General features: G+C 66.2%; 16 protein-coding genes. 4 read left to right on the forward strand and 12 right to left on the reverse strand.

Translation table 11 applies throughout. From position 1 onward, the window contains the following. Positions 1-396, reverse strand: a 396-nt coding sequence (locus LDN95_RS17880) for a sugar phosphate nucleotidyltransferase (RefSeq protein ID WP_226018926.1), incomplete at its 3' end; no start/stop codon positions are given. Between the two features lie 188 nt (positions 397-584). Here LDN95_RS17880 and LDN95_RS17885 point away from each other — a divergent pair. The 3 genes from LDN95_RS17885 to LDN95_RS17895 are packed head-to-tail and all read left to right on the forward strand — an operon-like array spanning position 585 to position 1,870. After that, positions 585-872 (forward strand): hypothetical protein, encoded by a 288-nt coding sequence (locus tag LDN95_RS17885; protein ID WP_226018927.1) that lies wholly within the window; start codon positions 585-587, stop codon positions 870-872. Next, a complete protein-coding gene (locus LDN95_RS17890) occupies positions 844-1,176 on the forward strand; it encodes a DUF6481 family protein (protein WP_226018928.1) in 333 nt (110 codons plus the stop codon). Before LDN95_RS17885 ends, LDN95_RS17890 begins: the two co-directional genes overlap by 29 nt. 22 nt (positions 1,177-1,198) lie before the next feature. Continuing rightward, on the forward strand, positions 1,199-1,870 hold the full coding sequence (locus LDN95_RS17895; RefSeq protein WP_226018929.1) for a spermidine synthase: 672 nt from the start codon (positions 1,199-1,201) through the stop codon (positions 1,868-1,870). Positions 1,871-1,880: 10 nt separating this feature from the next. On the opposite strand, the gene LDN95_RS17900 is transcribed toward LDN95_RS17895, so the two are convergent. From LDN95_RS17900 to LDN95_RS17945, 10 genes are all read right to left on the reverse strand, one after another. Further along, positions 1,881-3,080, reverse strand: a complete 1,200-nt coding sequence (locus tag LDN95_RS17900; protein WP_226018930.1) for an NAD(P)/FAD-dependent oxidoreductase — start codon at positions 3,078-3,080, stop codon at positions 1,881-1,883. A 438-nt stretch (positions 3,081-3,518) separates the two neighbouring features. Next, positions 3,519-3,803, reverse strand: coding sequence for a BrnA antitoxin family protein (locus LDN95_RS17905; RefSeq protein ID WP_226018931.1), 285 nt, complete (start codon positions 3,801-3,803; stop codon positions 3,519-3,521). Next, positions 3,800-4,045 carry a BrnT family toxin gene (locus tag LDN95_RS17910; protein ID WP_226018932.1) on the reverse strand — a complete coding sequence of 82 codons (246 nt, stop codon included), beginning with the start codon at positions 4,043-4,045 and terminating at the stop codon, positions 3,800-3,802. Before LDN95_RS17910 ends, LDN95_RS17905 begins: the two co-directional genes overlap by 4 nt. A 95-nt stretch (positions 4,046-4,140) precedes the next feature. Continuing rightward, positions 4,141-5,598, reverse strand: coding sequence for a hypothetical protein (locus LDN95_RS17915; RefSeq protein WP_226018933.1), 1,458 nt, complete (start codon positions 5,596-5,598; stop codon positions 4,141-4,143). 103 nt (positions 5,599-5,701) lie between these two features. Next, positions 5,702-7,426 carry an amidohydrolase gene (locus tag LDN95_RS17920; RefSeq protein WP_226018934.1) on the reverse strand — a complete coding sequence of 575 codons (1,725 nt, stop codon included), beginning with the start codon at positions 7,424-7,426 and terminating at the stop codon, positions 5,702-5,704. A gap of 31 nt (positions 7,427-7,457) precedes the next feature. Next, positions 7,458-8,291 (reverse strand): taurine dioxygenase, encoded by an 834-nt coding sequence (tauD, locus tag LDN95_RS17925; RefSeq protein ID WP_226018935.1) that lies wholly within the window; start codon positions 8,289-8,291, stop codon positions 7,458-7,460. Positions 8,292-8,358: 67 nt separating this feature from the next. Then, positions 8,359-9,150 (reverse strand): taurine ABC transporter permease TauC, encoded by a 792-nt coding sequence (gene tauC, locus LDN95_RS17930; protein WP_226018936.1) that lies wholly within the window; start codon positions 9,148-9,150, stop codon positions 8,359-8,361. Beyond that, positions 9,140-9,937, reverse strand: coding sequence for a taurine ABC transporter ATP-binding protein (locus tag LDN95_RS17935; RefSeq protein WP_226018937.1), 798 nt, complete (start codon positions 9,935-9,937; stop codon positions 9,140-9,142). The genes tauC and LDN95_RS17935 overlap by 11 nt, the downstream gene beginning before the upstream one ends. A 1-nt stretch (position 9,938) precedes the next feature. Continuing rightward, positions 9,939-11,000: a taurine ABC transporter substrate-binding protein gene (gene tauA, locus LDN95_RS17940; protein WP_226018938.1), complete on the reverse strand. Its 1,062-nt coding sequence runs from the start codon at positions 10,998-11,000 to the stop codon at positions 9,939-9,941. A 94-nt stretch (positions 11,001-11,094) separates the two neighbouring features. Further along, positions 11,095-12,393: an amino acid permease gene (locus tag LDN95_RS17945; RefSeq protein ID WP_226018939.1), complete on the reverse strand. Its 1,299-nt coding sequence runs from the start codon at positions 12,391-12,393 to the stop codon at positions 11,095-11,097. A 107-nt stretch (positions 12,394-12,500) separates the two neighbouring features. Here LDN95_RS17945 and LDN95_RS17950 point away from each other — a divergent pair, with 107 nt between their 5' ends. Beyond that, positions 12,501-14,087 (forward strand): sulfotransferase, encoded by a 1,587-nt coding sequence (locus tag LDN95_RS17950; RefSeq protein WP_226018940.1) that lies wholly within the window; start codon positions 12,501-12,503, stop codon positions 14,085-14,087. Here LDN95_RS17950 and LDN95_RS17955 read toward each other — a convergent pair. Further along, positions 14,060-14,878 (reverse strand): glycosyltransferase family A protein, encoded by an 819-nt coding sequence (locus LDN95_RS17955; protein ID WP_226018941.1) that lies wholly within the window; start codon positions 14,876-14,878, stop codon positions 14,060-14,062. The two genes, LDN95_RS17950 and LDN95_RS17955, sit on opposite strands and share 28 nt — an antisense overlap. Positions 14,879-14,952: the final 74 nt, after the last annotated feature.

A 14,952-nucleotide genomic window follows, 5' to 3' on the forward strand; every position in this document is an offset into this window, starting at 1 on the left:
CGCGGCCAGCGCGGCCGCTGCCTGCGCCGCTGCGCGAAACGCCGCCGCATCGCCGATGTGGTGGTCGCTCGGACACACCAGCATCACCGCATCGGCAGGCAAGCGCAGCGCCGCCAGCGCGATCGCCGCCGCCGTATTGCGCCCTTGCGGCTCGACGATGATCCGGCTGTTGGCCGCATCGGGAACTTGCGCCTCGACATGTTCAAGATGCACCGCGCCGGTCACGATCACCGGCGCACCGAACCCGGCAAACCCGTGGCAACGCAGCAACGTCGCTTCGAACAGCGTCGTGTCACCCACCAGCGGCAGAAACGGCTTCGGCTTCACCTTGCGCGAACGCGGCCACAACCGCGTCCCGCTACCACCGCACAATACTACCGGGATGACCATGCTCATCTGCATTCACCTTCCGTGTTCTTCGCCGAGCCGCGATGGTCACGCGGCCATGTTCGTCATCGGATCTGTCGGGGCATACCACTGACAGGAACCGGGGGTTTGCGCGCCTTTACCGGGCCCGCCCGCTCGTGCATAGGCACACGCACTCACTTTGTTGGTCCGAACTTGTTACATTCATACCGGTGTTCGTGCGTTACTGGCCGGATTCCGTCGGCAAAGACGGGGTGCGCCTTCTTGTTGCCGTGCAGCAAAGATTGCCTTCGGCGGCTGGCGTGCTACAGGCGCAGGCGCTGATGTCGCCTGCGACGGATATCGGGCCGTATCGGCAACCGCATTTCCCTTTGCTCGCGTCCTTCAGCGTTCCGTTTCCGGACGGGCGATCGCGCGAATTGAGCGCGCTCAGACAATTTTGTGCCGATCATATCAGGCAAAACCAGGCAGAAGACGATGGCAGGATACAAGGAACCGAGCTTTGAAGACCGTGTCAGCGCTGCGGCGCAGGCGCGGGCCAAGGCATTGGCAAAGTTGCAGGCAAAGGCGCCGGTCGATCCGGCGGTAGAGGCTGAACGTCTCGCCAAGGCAGCGGCACGCGAAGCCGCTTTGGCTGAAAAGCGCGCCGCCGTGTTGGCCGAGCGCGAAGCTAAGGCCGCTGAAAAGCGGGCCAAGGCCGAGCAGGCGGAACTGGCCGCTCAGGCCGCTGCCAAGCCCGCCCTTTCCGAAGCGGAGCGCAAGGCGCTGCGCGACGCGCGCTATGCCGCGCGCAAGGCCCGCAAGAAGTAAGCGGCGCAACCGGAGCAACACGATGATCGCAGATGAACTGATCGGCACGGCGCACGTGCCCGATGGTGTCGAGTTGCGGCTGATTCGCCGGGGCGACGAATTCACCATCGTGTTGGAACGCAACGAGTTGATGAACACCCGGGTCAGCGAATCCGAACGCGCATTGGCAACGATGACGTTCGAGCGGCTGGCCGGGCGTGACGCGCCGCAGTTCCTGATCGGTGGCTATGGCATGGGCTTCACCTTGCGCGCAGCGCTGGCCGTGCTGGGCGCCGATGCCAGCGTCACCGTCGCCGAAATCGTGCCCGAGATCATCGAATGGGCGCGCGGTCCGATGGAAAGCCTGACCGCAGGCTGCCTTGACGATCCGCGGGTGGTGCTGGTCAAGGACGACGTGGCGATGCTGATCGCTTCGGCCGAAAACGCCTATGACGCGATCCTGCTCGATGTGGACAATGGCCCGGACGGACTGACCCGGCGCGAAAACGACCTGCTCTATTCGCCGGTCGGGCTGAAGGCGGCGATGACCGCACTGACGCCGGGCGGCATTCTGGCGGTTTGGTCGGCGCACCCCGACGATGCGTTTGCAGCGCGGTTGCGCACCGCCGGTTACGAGGTCGATGAAATCCGCGTCCGCTCGCGCCCGAACAACAAGGGTTCCAAGCACGTCATCTGGTTCGCGCGCAAGGCCTGAACCGCCCGGTTCAGCGTCCGCTGGCCTCCAGCGCCTGGCCCGCGGCCCAGCCGCTCGCCCAGGCCCACTGGAAGTTGTAGCCGCCGAGCCAGCCGGTCACGTCCACCGCCTCGCCGATGGCGTAAAGGCCGGGGACGCGGGTAGCCATCATCGTGCGCGATGACAGGTCGCGGGTCGCGATGCCGCCTGCGGTCACTTCGGCCTTGGCAAAGCCTTCGGTTCCGGTGGGGCTGAACGGCCATCCTGCCAGTTTCGCCTGCGCCATGCGCAAGGCCTTGTCGGGTGTGTTGGCGAGTTCTGCATTCAGCGCCAGTCGGTCGGCCAGCACATCGGCCAGCCGCGCCGGGAGGGCGGCGTTGAGCGCGCTGCGCACCGTGGCGCGGGGGCGGGCCTGCTTGGCCTGCACGAGCCAGTCGGTATCCGCATCGGGCAGGAAATCGACCGCGATGGCGGTGCGGTGCTGCCAGTACGACGATATCTGCAGCATGGCCGGGCCGGACAGGCCGCGATGGGTGAACAGCGCTGCCTCACGGAAGCGGGTCTTTTGCCAGTGCACCTCGACCGGCGCGGCGACCCCCGCCAGCGACTGGAACAGCGCATCGTCCGCGCCCAGCGTCAGCGGTACTAGCGCCGGGCGCGGCTGCACCACCGACAGGCCGAACTGGCGCGCCACTTCATAGGCAAAGCCGGTGGCGCCGATCTTGGGGATGGCCGGGCCGCCGGTTGCCAGCACCAGCGCGGGGGCGGAATAGTCCTGTCCGTTGACGCTCACCCGGAACAGTCCGTCAGCATGATCGATGGCGCTGACCGCATGGCCCAGCAGCAGCGTGACCCCGCCCGCGCGGCATTTCTCCATCAGCAAGGCGACAATCTGCCGCGCCGAGCCATCGCAGAACAACTGGCCTAGCGTCTTTTCGTGCCACGCAATGCCGTGACGTTCGACCAGCGCGATGAAGTCTTGCGGGGTATATCGGCCCAGCGCCGACTTGGCGAAATGCGGATTGGCCGACAGGTAACGGTCGGGCGCGGTATGGATATTGGTGAAATTGCACCGCCCACCGCCCGAAATCACGATCTTGCGCCCCGGCTCATCGCCATGATCGACCAGCAGCACGCGCAAGCCCCGCGCGCCTGCGGTGGCGGCGCACATCATGCCCGCAGCGCCCGCGCCCAGCACGATCGCGTCAAATGGTGGTGGCGGTCCGCTCATGGCGTGCCCCTAGCCGATGGCGGCGGGAGGGGCGAGGGGTTTGCTGGGGTGGCGATATCGCTGACGTTGCAGCAGACATCGCCCGATGATAGCCTTCAAAGGCGAGGTGACTATCCAATGAAGTGGTGGAATCGTTTTTTTTGGCCGAACCTCCAACACGCCTATCGCTGGGGCCGAATACCGCGTTACCTCAATCCTCTACAGCCATGACGGCAATCGCTCTGTCGAGATTCTCGAATTTGCCCATGGCGATACCTACCTTCTTGAACGTGATCGGGTCGAAGGCATTACTTTCAAAGAACGGCACGATGGCAGCTTGGTTGGCCCTTTCGTATCACCGAAGCTCGCGGAGCGCTTCATCATCTCTACCGCTTGGTTCAGGGGCGACAATTTTCCATCAAACTGATTTCCGCTTTCTCAAACTAATTCGAGCTACCATCACAAATCAGCCGCGCGGCGCAAGGCTGCATTGATGCGTGATTGCCAGCCGGGGCCGGTGGCGCGGAAGTGGGCGACGATGTCCGGATCGAGCCGCAGCGTCGTGCTGACTTTGGGGGCTCCTGCCTTGGGCCGACCACGCAAGCGCCGCTCGGTTTCCAGCTTGGCCGCAAGCACCGGGAACACCTCAGCAAAGGGGCGGGCCTGGGCAAGGTCCTGCTCAGTCACTTCGGGATTGTCGGATACAGAGTCGATATCGTCCTGTGCAAACGCATGGTCGGTCATGGCAGGATGCTCCTTTCGCTTCGGCTGGCCGGGCGGGCGGAAATGATCGAGATGCCCTCACTGCCTAGAACCGCAAAAATGACCACGATCACGCCATCAAGCATGCCGATCGCCGCCCAACGGCCTGCCTTTGCCGGAACCACCTGAGCCGACAGGAAAAAATCCGGGCCAATCTCGGCAAAATCAATGCCATGCTTCACCAGATTTGCCTGCCGCTTGGGTTCATCCCAGACGATAATCATAGTTTTATGTACCTACACATAAGCGGTTTGTCAAATTTATCGTAGGTACGAAAAATGCAAGTAGCTGGTCGATGGATTCGCCCTGCCCCAATCCCCTACCGCCCGATCAGCGCCAGAGCGTGCCGCGCAAACGCATCGCGGTCCATCACCCATTGCGCTTGCGGCGGTAGTTGCGGGTTGGTGAAGGTCCAGCCCTCGGCCGAATAGGCGCGTTTGAACGTGCCGGTGGTGTTGAAGGCGAGCGAGACCATGCGCTGCTGCGCGCGGGTGGTCTGCTCGTTGCCGACGACGGTGGTGGTGCCGGGCGTCACGCCCAGTCCTTGCGGGCGCAGCGCGAATACGTAAGGCTCGGTGCGGAAGCTGCGGACGGTGGTGTTGAGGAACACCGACAGGTACACCTTGTCGAGCGCGGCCAGCGGATTGGCGGGCATCGTCCAGCCGGGATCGACCATCAGGTTCCACGGATAGTTCTGCGGCGGGCCATAGACGATCTCGCTGCGCAGATCGACCAGCGCCTCACGCGGGTCTTGCGCCGGGCGGAGCCGCTCCAGCCGCAGGCCATCGGCCCAGGTGAAGCCGAACGACGTGGCGTCGATCAGCGGCATCGCCGAGGCGGTCGTGCCGGTGGGGTAATTGGAGACGGTGACGTTCTCGTAGATGCGCAGATAGGCCTTGTCCTTCAACTGGTGGCCGCTGGCCATGTTGGCCCAGGCGTGCTGGCCGTGCCACACCGAGTTGCGCATGTGCGACACCAGAATTCCGTTGATATAGGTCGTGTGCATCTGGTCGGCGCTGGTGCCGACATTGCCCGCCAGATCGCTGTCCTCGACGTAGAGCATCGTCTGTCCCGGCGGCACGAACAGCGCATTCTTGCCGCCATAGATGCGCGAGCGGCGCACCACGGCGGTGAACAGGCCGGGCGCTGCCCCGCCGAACGCCTCAAGATGGAGCGCGCCTTGCGGCTGGATCGCGCCGGGAAAGTCCAGTTCGATGTCGCGCATCTCGAAATGCACGCGCTGCTGGCGGATATCGTACAGATGCAGGCCGATGCTGGCCCATTCGTCGCCGCTGCGGAAGGTCACACGCCGCCCCGGCACCGACGAGCGCACGATGTACTGCGTGCCCTGCAACGAGCCGACGATCTGCGGCATCCACGGCGCGAAGGGATAGATGCAGGGCGCGCCACTGCTGTCGGTGGCCTCGTAGACGAACTCGAACCCGCCCTCGACCCGGCCATAGAGCGAGGCGGCATCGCGCCCGGCATAGACCTCACGCCCCGCCGCGCGCGAGGCATCGCATTTGACGAACAGCTTGACCGCCGGACGCCGCAGCCCGGTCATCGGCATGTACGGGGGATAAAGCGTGTCGGCGGTGGCCGCAGGAACTGACGATGCTGCGGGAACAGGAACGGCCGTCGGCGCGACGGGTTGTGCCGTCGGTCGGGGCTCCGGGCTCCCCGCACCGCTCGGCGCCTTTGCCCCGCAGGCGGCGGGCAGCGCGAGCAGGCCGAGGCCGATCAGCACCAAGGGCCGGTTGCGAGCGGAACGGATCAACGGACACCTCCTGTCATCGCGCCAGCGCGATGCGGCCTTGTCCGTTGCATCTACGCGCAAATGCTTGCCAAAGCATGCGCTGCATGGCTGGCGGCGATGGCGGTCAGCGCTTGCTCGTGCCGTCCGCGAAGATGACCTTGCCTTCCTTGAGCGTCGCCGAAACCTTCAAGGTCATCAACTGCTCGATCGGCAGGGTCAGCGGATCGCCATTCAGGATCACCAGATCGGCCAGTTTGCCCACTTCCAGCGTGCCCTTGCTGGCCTCTTCATGAATTTCGTACGCCGCGTTGCTGGTCACTTCCTGCAGCGCTTCGTAGGCTGAAACGCGTTCGGCCGGGCCGAGGATGTCGCCCGAACGGGTGCGCCGGGTGGTGGCCGACCAGATCAGCCGGATGACGTTGGGCGGGGTGACCGGCGCGTCACTGTGGATCGTCGGGTGAAGTCCTGCGTCAAACGCCTCGCGCTGGGGCGAGATATGGTCGGCACGCTGCGGCCCCAGCACTTTGTCGCGGTGCCAGTCACCCCAGAAGAAGGTGTGGCTGGCAAAGAAGCTTGGCTCGATATCCAGCGCCTTCATCGCGGCGAGCTGGTCGGTGCGCGCGGTCTGCGCATGGATCGCAATCGAGCGGACCAGCGGCGCCGGGCCGTGCTGCGCCACCCAGCCGATGGCGTCGATATACTGCTGGATCGCGGCATCGCCGTTGACGTGGGCATAGACCTGCCATTTGTGCCCGGACGCTTCGGCCAGCTTGCCGCGCAAGGCATCGTCGGTGAACTGCGGATACCCGGCATAGTCATGCTCGCGCCCCGGCGGCGGCACGAAGTAGGGGTGCGACAGCCACGCGGTGCGGCCCTGCGGCGATCCGTCAAGCAGCAGCTTGACCCCCGCCACGCGCAGGCGATGGTCATAGGGCTGGTTGAAGGGCAGTTGGTCGAGCGCGGGCCACTTCGCATTCAGCAGCGGCAGCGCATCGATATCGAGCACCAGCGCGCCCGCTTGCGCCGCGCCTTGCAGCAAGGCCCAGCCTTCGGGCGAGGTGGCGCCGTCCTGTGCGGTGGTCAGCCCGTTGCTGGCATAGATATCCTGCGCGGTACGCAATTGCGCCAGTGCTTGCGCGGGCGTCGGGCGCGGTGCACCTGCCATCACCTGCCACAGCGCCGCTTCCTCGACCACGCCATTGGCGGTTACGCCATCGGCTTCGCGGCGGATAACGCCGCCCGCCGGGTCTTTCGCGCCATGCAATTGCCCGGTCAGTTCAAGCGCCTTGGTATTGAGCACGGCGAGATGGCCCGAGGCATGGATGATCGCCACCGGGCGGTCGGCCGAAACCGCGTCGAGTTCCTGCCGCGTCGGATGGCGATGTTCGGCCAGTTCGGCATCGTCATAGCCGCGCCCGAAGATCCAGCCGTCGGCAACAGCCTTTGCCTGGACCCGCAGCGCGGCCTGCAATCCGGCGATATCGCCGACCGCCCCGACCGGCGGCGGCGACAGATCGGCAAGGCCAAGGCTTTGCGCGACCCCGGTGATATGGCCGTGGGCATCGATGAAGCCGGGCAGCAGCGTGCGCCCGGCAAGATCGATCACTTGCGTCGCCTTGCCGCGCAGCGGCGTGATCTGCGCGTCGCTGCCCACCGCCACGATCCGCCCACCGCGCACCGCCAGCGCCTCGGCCCGCGCATCGGCGCCGGTCATCGGGATGACGTGGCCGTGCAGCAGGACAAGGTCGGCCGGAGCGGAAGTCGGTGCCGGTGCAGGGCGAGCCGCCAAGGGCGTGGCCAGCATGGCCAACACGGCTGCGGTCGAAAGGTGAATGCGGGTACGGGTCATCTGGCGGCGTCCTGAAGGCGGGGCGGGCGGGTCAGAACGGGCGGTCACCGATCATCGTCGCGCGGTGCATCACGCGGCGATGCGGGCGATAGTCGTCGGTCGCATAGTGCTGCGTCACCCGGTTGTCCCAGATCGCCACGTCACCCGGCTGCCAGCGCCAACGCACCGAGAATTCCGGCCGGATCACGTGGCGGAACAGCAGCCCCAGCAAGCTGTCGCTGGCATCCTGCGGCAAGCCATCGATGTGCGTGGTGAAGCCTTCGTTGACGTAGATCGCCTTCAGCCCCGTAACCGGGTGGGTGCGCACCACGGGATGCGTGACCGGCGGATTGTTGCGCTTGGCCTGTTCCAGCCGCTCACGCGATTGCGCATCGGCGCCGAAGCGTTCGGGTGGGAACGACTTGGCCAGATCGTGCGTCGCGGTAAGGCCGCCGATCAATTGCTTGAGCGGCTCGGGCAGCGCGGAATAGGCGGCGGTGGCGCTGGTCCACAGCGTGTCGCCGCCCACTTCGGGCAAGACCCGCGCCACCAGCACCGAGCCCAGCGGCGGCGTTTCGGAAAAGCTGACGTCCGAATGCCACAACGCGTTGTCGGCCAGATCGTTGAGATCGGTGTCGAGGATCATGATCTCGGCCACCGAATCCGAATGCGGATAGATCGGATGGATGTGCAGTGGGCCGAACAGCGCCGCCAGATCGCGCTGCTGGGTCTGGGTGATCTGCTGGTCGAGGAAGAACAGCACCTGATGTTCAAGCAGCGCCGCTTCGACAGTGGCATGTGTCACCGCATCGAGCGGCTGCGCCAGATCGATCCCGCCGACGACCGCACCGATGGCCGGAGTGATGGGGGCGATGGTCAACGGCATGTCACTCTCCATACAAATTTAGCGCGCTGGATAAGCCCCAGACTCAGCAAATGACTCAGCCCAATTCTCAGCCCTGCCCGGCCCATCCGGCGAACCGGCGTTCGACCCAGCGCAGCACCAGTTCTATTGCCAGCGCGATCAGTGCAATAACCAGAATGCCGGCGACCACAACATCGGTAACCAGCATTTGTGACGCTGATTGGACCATGAAGCCAAGTCCACGCGTGGCCGCCACCAGTTCGGCGGCGACCAGTGTCGACCAGCCCACGCCCAGTGCTATGCGCAGTCCGGTCAGGATATCGGGCAGCGCGCTGGGAAAGATCACCAGCCAGGCGATCTGGTCGCGGCTGGCGCCCAGCGACTGCGCCGCGCGGATGCGGTTGGGATCGACCCGCCGCACGCCGCTGGCGGTGGCGATGGCCAGCGGCGCAAAGATCGCCAGAAAGATCAGCAGGATCTTGGTCGTCTCGCCGATGCCGAACCAGATCACCATCAGCGGCAGATAGGCCAGCGGCGGCACCGGGCGGTAGAATTCGATAAGCGGGTCGAGCGCGGCGTTGACCTTGGGGTAAAGGCCCATCGCCATGCCCACCGGCACGGCGGTGATCACCGCGAACAGCATCGCCAGCCCCACCCGCGCCAGACTGGCGCCGGTGTGCTGCAACAGGCTGGCGCCGACAAAGCCATGCTGCGCCAGATCGAGCAGACGGACCAGCACCTCACCCGGTCCGGGCAGGAACAGCGGCGCGATCAGCCCGCTGGCAGTCACGCCCCACCACAGCGCCAGCACGACGCCGAGCGAAGCCAGCGTGGCCCATGCATGGCCACCGGTGGCGCCCGAATCGCGTTCAACCGACATGGGTCACCTCATTTTCTTCGCTGGCCAGAATGGCATTGGCGAGTTCCTCGCGCATGGCCACGAACTGCGGATCGGCCTTGATCGCGCGGACCGGTTCGCCCGCGATGAAGCGGCGCGCGAATCCGGTTTGGTAACGTTGCACGATGCGGCCCGGTCGCGGGCTGAGCAGCACCAGTTCGCTGGCCATGAACAGCGCTTCCTCGATGCTGTGGGTGATCAGGAAGATGCCCTTGCCGCTGCGCTGCCACAAGTTGAGGATCAGCATCTGCATGCGTTCGCGGGTCAGTTCGTCCAGCGCACCCAACGGCTCGTCCATCAGCAGGAAATCGGGCTTCACCGCCAGTGCGCGGGCAAGGCCAACGCGCTGGCGCATCCCGCCCGACATCTCGTGGATGGCGTGGCCGGCAAAGCCTTCGAGCCCGACTTGCGCCAGCATCTCGCGCGCAGCGGCGCGGCGTTCGGCCTGCTTGAAGCCGCGCATCTGCAGACCGAACGCAACGTTGTCCTCGGCCGACAGCCAGGGCATCAGCGCGTCATCCTGAAACACCACCGCGCGATCGGTGCCCGGCCCGGCGATCGGCACGCCATCGACCTGCACGGCACCAGCGGTCGGCTTGAGGAAGCCCGCCATCAGCCCCAGCAGCGTCGATTTGCCGCAGCCCGAAGCCCCCAGCGCGACGACGATTTCGCCCGAGGCGACTTCTACCGATACGTCGGCCAGCGCCTTTACCGGGCCGCGCTTGCCTCCATACGTGACGCTGACATTCTCAACCGACAGTCTGGCCATGCTATTGGTCCTGTGCCACCCGGCGCACCGGGGCGGGATCGATGTAGGGGGTGTAATCGACCAGCACGCGGTCGACCTTGCCCTGTTCCTGCAAGAAGGCAGCGGTGTTCGCCAAAGCGCGGGCCAGCCCGCCGCCAGCACCGGCACCGGCACCAGCGGGCGCACGTCCCAGCAACGCGGGCGAGGCCTGTTCGGCGGCGGTCGGGTAATCGTTGCTGGCCAGCAAGCCGGGCACATCCTCAACCCGCGATCCGGTTGCGGCGGCAATCTCGCGCGCCTGTGGCGAAGTCGCGGTCCAGCGCGCGCCGTCGCGGCGATAGGTGTCCTGCGAAGCGATCGTCACCCGTACGAAGGCGTCAACGGCGGCGGGGTTGCTCTTGGCGAAGTCGCGCCGGGTGACCCACACGTCGAACGTGGGCGATCCCCATGCGGCGACTTGATCCGATCCGGTCAGGACTTTGCCGTTGACCTTCAGATCGCCCAGCGCCGGATCCCAGACATAGGCGGCGTCGATATCGTGGCGGGCCCATGCGGCGGCGATCTGTGGCGGAGACAAATTGAGCACCTGCACCCGCGCCGGGTCGATACCCCAATGATGCAACGCCGCCAGCAGGCTGTAATGCGCGGTCGAGATGAACGGCACGGCCACTTTCCTGCCGACCAGATCGGCCGGGCCAGCGATGCCCGATCCGTTGCGCGCCACCAGCGCTTCGCTGCGGCCCAGACGGCTGACCAGCGCGATGGTCGAGATCGGCAACTGGCGCGTGGCAGCCACCGCGAGCGGGCTTGATCCCAGATCGCCGAAGTCGATGTCGCCTGCGGCAAGCGCGGTGATCACGTCGGTGCCGCTGTCGAACTTGCGCCAGACCACCGGGCGTCCGGCGGCTTTGGCGATGGCCCGGTCGTACCAGCCTTCGGCCTGCGCCACCTTGGTCGGATCGACCCCTGTCTGGTAGCCGATGACCACCGCATTACGGGTTGGCCCGGCAAACCATGCCGCCGCGCCAAGGCCCCCGGCGCCAAGGGCCAGCGCGCAAATCAGGACGCGGACAGTGATCGACATGGCACCCCGAGACGAATCAGCACGAAGGCTGGCGCTTAAATCAACCGATACGGTAGAGTAAATGCGACATTGGCTTTGCGCACCCCAACCGGGGCTATCGCATGGCGTCCTGTCTCAGCCGCACCGCCCAGTACACCGGCACACCTGCCAGCACGAACAGCGCGCCATAGCCCAGCGCCTTTTCGCCAAGGCCCCATGCGGCCCACACGATGAACGCCGCGCCGATCAGCGCCACTACGGTCAGCAGGCGCTCGGCGGGCAGCAGTCTGATCGCCGCCAGCATCGCCATCAGGTAGCTGAGCATGCCCGCCGCCAGACTGACCGAGGCGATGAACTGGAACAAGTCACCAAGGCCGCGCGAGAAGTTCATCAAGGTGACGCAGGACAGCAGAATGCTGGACACGATGTGCGCGCGCGTTGGCGTGCCGCGCGAGGATTCCTTGCCGAACCATGCCGGGAACACGCCACCGCGGGCCATCGCCCAGGGCACTTCGCCTTGCAGCAGGATGAACCCGTTGAGCGTGCCGAACGCGCTGATCGCGGCGAATACCGCAACCACGCTGGCCACGTGTCCGCCGAAGTGGGCGCCAAGGAAATCGGCCACTGGCGCGGGTGAAGCGGCGGCCTGTCCGGTCGGCATGTAGGCATAGAAGGCAAGGCTGATGCCCAGATAGACCACGCCGGTCAGCACCGTGCCGATCAGCGTGGCGCGCGGCACGACCGTGCTGGCGTTCTCGACCTTGTCCGCCGGAACGGTTGCGGATTCAAGGCCGAGGAAACCCCAGAACGTAAGGCCTGCCGCCGTGGCGATGGCTCCGGCCGCGATCGGCACGGGCGGCTGGACCACGTGCGGCGCGCCGCTCAACGCCAGCCACAGGGCCAGCGCGATCAGCAGCACCAGCGGCATCAGCTTGAGCGCGCTGGTCACCAGCGATACTTCGCCTGCCGCGCGCACCCCGCGAATGTTCACCGCCGTCAGCAGCCACACGCAGGCCACGGAAAGTAGCGCGGGCACGCCTTCGGTCTTGCCGATCCACGGCGCGATCAGGCTGAGGTTGCTGACCACGGCGACGGCAATGGCGCCGTTGCCCGCCCAGATCATTGTCCAATAACTCCAGGCCGTGGCGAAGCCGGCAAGCGGCCCGAACGCAGCGCTGGCATAGGCATAAGGCCCGCCGGCCAGCGGCAGCTTGGCGCCCAGTCTGGCGAACACCACCGCCAGACACAGCGCCCCGCCGATCGTCACCAGCCAGCCGATCAACTGGTTCGTGCCCAGCGGCGCCAGCGTGGCTGGCAACAGATAGATGCCCGAGCCGATCAGGTTGCCGACGACCAGCGCCAGCGTCATCCAGAAGCCCAGTCCGCGCCTTGTTGCCTTGCGCCCGCTGTTCATTCGCGTGTCTCCCCCAGCCATACCCCGTCCCGTTTGCCGGACGGGATGCGCCCGCCATCACAGTAACGCTTGATTGCAGGGCGTCACGCGTGTTTCTGCAGCCCTTGATGCACACGCCGCCCCACTATGATCCGCGCCTTGTCGAAGCCGCGCTGGCGATGAACGACAACGCGCTGGCGGTGGCCGAGCCGTTGCTGCGCAGCTTGCTGAAGGACGATCCATTCGATGTGCGCGCGATTCGCCTGTTCGCCGAGCTGGCCGCGCGGGTCGGGCGTAGTGCCGATGCGGAGCGCCTGTTGCGCCGCGCGGTGGAACTGTCGCCCGGATTTGTCGCGGCGCGCGCCAATCTTGCGCAACTGCTCCACCGCGCCAACCGCTCGGACGAAGCGCTGGCCGAGCTCGCGCAGATCGCGCCCGACGAGGCCGACGATGACTCCGGCCTGACCACGCTGCAAGCCGCCGCGCACGGCAAGCTTGGCCAGTTCGAAGCGGCGCTGGCGCTTTATGCCGAAGTGCTGGCGCGCAAGCCCGCCGCGCCGCGCGTGTGGTTGAGTCAGGGGCATTTGCTCAAGACCGTGGGGCGGCAGGCCGAGGGGATCGCCGCCTATCGCCGCGCGCTCGACCTTGCGCCGGGGCTGGGTGAGGCATGGTGGAGCCTCGCCAACCTCAAGACCGTGCGCTTTTCAGCGCAGGACGTGGCGGCGATGGCGGCGGCGCTGGCCCGATCCGACCTGACGGCAGAGGACCGCTGGCACCTGCACTTCGCGCTGGGCAAGGCCAAGGAGGACCGGGGCGAGGCTGCGGCGGCATTCGAGCACTACGCGGCCGGCAATGCGCTGCGGCGCAAGCATCTGCCATGGCAGGCGGCCCGGCTGACGGCCGAGGTCGATGGCGCGATCGCGGCGGCGACTCCCGGCCTGATCGCGCGTGGACAGGCGGCGGGCGATGCCGCGCCCGACCCGATTTTCGTGCTGGGCATGCCGCGCGCCGGATCGACGCTGGTCGAGCAGATCCTTGCCAGCCATTCGCAAGTGGAGGGCACCAGCGAACTGCCCGACATCGCGCAGATCGCCCGCGCCATTCCCGAATATCCGCTGGGACTTGCCGCGTTGCCCGACGAAGCGCTGCGCACGCTGGGCGCGCAATATCTGGCCCAGACCCGCGTGCAGCGGCAGACCGAGCGGCCCCTGTTCATCGACAAGATGCCCAACAACTGGCTGCACGTGCCGCTGATTCTGGCGATTCTGCCCAAGGCCACGATCATCGACGCGCGCCGCCATCCGCTGGCCTGCGGATTTTCGAACTTTCGTCAGCATTACGCGCGCGGACAGGGTTTCAGCTACGATCTGGCCGACATGGGGGCATACTACCGCGATTATGTGCGGCTGATGGCGCATGTCGACCGGGTGGCGCCGGGGCGCGTGCACCGTGTGATCCACGAAGCGCTGCTCGACGATACCGAGGCGCAAGTGCGCGCGCTGCTGGCGCATTGCGGGTTGCCGTTCGAACCGGGCTGTCTGGCCTTTCACACCAACCCGCGCGCGGTCCGCACCGCCAGTTCGGAACAAGTGCGCCGCCCGATCAACCGCGATGGCGCCGACGCCTGGCTACCGTTCGAGCCGTGGCTTGGGCCGCTGAAGGCCGCGCTGGGTGACGTGCTGACGGCCTACCCGGTGGCGCCCGCGTCGGTTTGATCCACGTCCCAGCTACGCTGGCGCAGCGCGGCGTTCATCAGCTTGCGTCTGGCGAAGCGGGGCGCAAGGAATCCGTGAAAGAACCAGCCGAGCAGGGGGAAGGGCACCAGACCGTAGAGGATCTTCTCCAACTGGTTCCAGCTGACTTGCGCCGTGTTGGTGCGCCGGGGCGAGGGGTGGCAGTAGTGCTGCCGGTCATAGACCGAAGGCCCGGTGCGCATCAGCCGCGCCATGATCTCGTGATCTTCGAGCACATAAGGCCAGATTGCCGGATCGAACCCGCCGCAACTGCGATAGGCGTCCATGCGATAGGCCTGCGCATACGATCCGGCGTGGCACTTCTTCGGCAGGAAGCGCGCCGCGCCCAGCACTTGCTGCTTGCGCTTGTCGGCCAGCTCGGTGCCTTCGGGATCGTAGAGGTCGATCGCCATCACCGACGTCGCGCGCGGGTTGGCGTCGAACAGCCGCAGGATCGTGGCGACGTAGTGCGGCGGATAGATCACGTCGGCATTGGCCACCGCGAGCAATTCGCTGTCGGCCTCGGCAATTCCGCGGACCAGCGCGGGCAGGAAACCCGGCGTTTCTTCAAGCACGTGCGCATAGGCAAGCCCGCTGTCCGCCAGCAGACTTTCGACCAGCGCCGGGCTGCCATCGCTCGACCGGTTGTTGACCACGACCAGCCGGAAATCGCGTGAGGTTTGCGCGATCAGCGACTGCAACGTCGCCCCGATGAACGCCTCTTCGTTGTAATACGGCAAGACGATTGTCAGGCGCGGCGCGGTGTCAGGCAAGTCGGTGCCCCCGATGGAGTGATGCCTTCGGGCGTAACCCATCGGGTGATGCGGGGCAACGGCGAGGTAGGAGC

The sequence above is a fragment of the Novosphingobium sp. FKTRR1 genome (assembly GCF_020404405.1).
Lineage (GTDB): Bacteria > Pseudomonadota > Alphaproteobacteria > Sphingomonadales > Sphingomonadaceae > Novosphingobium.

What these genes read in the sequence shown, in the direction of transcription:
- LDN95_RS17935 (WP_226018937.1), bottom strand. Translation starts at nt 9,937, where the DNA reads ATGGCCAGACTGTCGGTTGAGAATGTCAGCGTCACGTATGGAGGCAAG.
- tauA (WP_226018938.1), bottom strand. Translation starts at nt 11,000, where the DNA reads ATGTCGATCACTGTCCGCGTCCTGATTTGCGCGCTGGCCCTTGGCGCC.
- LDN95_RS17945 (WP_226018939.1), bottom strand. Translation starts at nt 12,393, where the DNA reads ATGAACAGCGGGCGCAAGGCAACAAGGCGCGGACTGGGCTTCTGGATG.
- LDN95_RS17920 (WP_226018934.1), bottom strand. Translation starts at nt 7,426, where the DNA reads ATGACCCGTACCCGCATTCACCTTTCGACCGCAGCCGTGTTGGCCATG.
- tauD (WP_226018935.1), bottom strand. Translation starts at nt 8,291, where the DNA reads ATGCCGTTGACCATCGCCCCCATCACTCCGGCCATCGGTGCGGTCGTC.
- LDN95_RS17910 (WP_226018932.1), bottom strand. Translation starts at nt 4,045, where the DNA reads ATGATTATCGTCTGGGATGAACCCAAGCGGCAGGCAAATCTGGTGAAG.
- LDN95_RS17905 (WP_226018931.1), bottom strand. Translation starts at nt 3,803, where the DNA reads ATGACCGACCATGCGTTTGCACAGGACGATATCGACTCTGTATCCGAC.
- LDN95_RS17895 (WP_226018929.1), top strand. Translation starts at nt 1,199, where the DNA reads ATGATCGCAGATGAACTGATCGGCACGGCGCACGTGCCCGATGGTGTC.
- LDN95_RS17900 (WP_226018930.1), bottom strand. Translation starts at nt 3,080, where the DNA reads ATGAGCGGACCGCCACCACCATTTGACGCGATCGTGCTGGGCGCGGGC.
- LDN95_RS17890 (WP_226018928.1), top strand. Translation starts at nt 844, where the DNA reads ATGGCAGGATACAAGGAACCGAGCTTTGAAGACCGTGTCAGCGCTGCG.
- tauC (WP_226018936.1), bottom strand. Translation starts at nt 9,150, where the DNA reads ATGTCGGTTGAACGCGATTCGGGCGCCACCGGTGGCCATGCATGGGCC.
- LDN95_RS17950 (WP_226018940.1), top strand. Translation starts at nt 12,501, where the DNA reads ATGCACACGCCGCCCCACTATGATCCGCGCCTTGTCGAAGCCGCGCTG.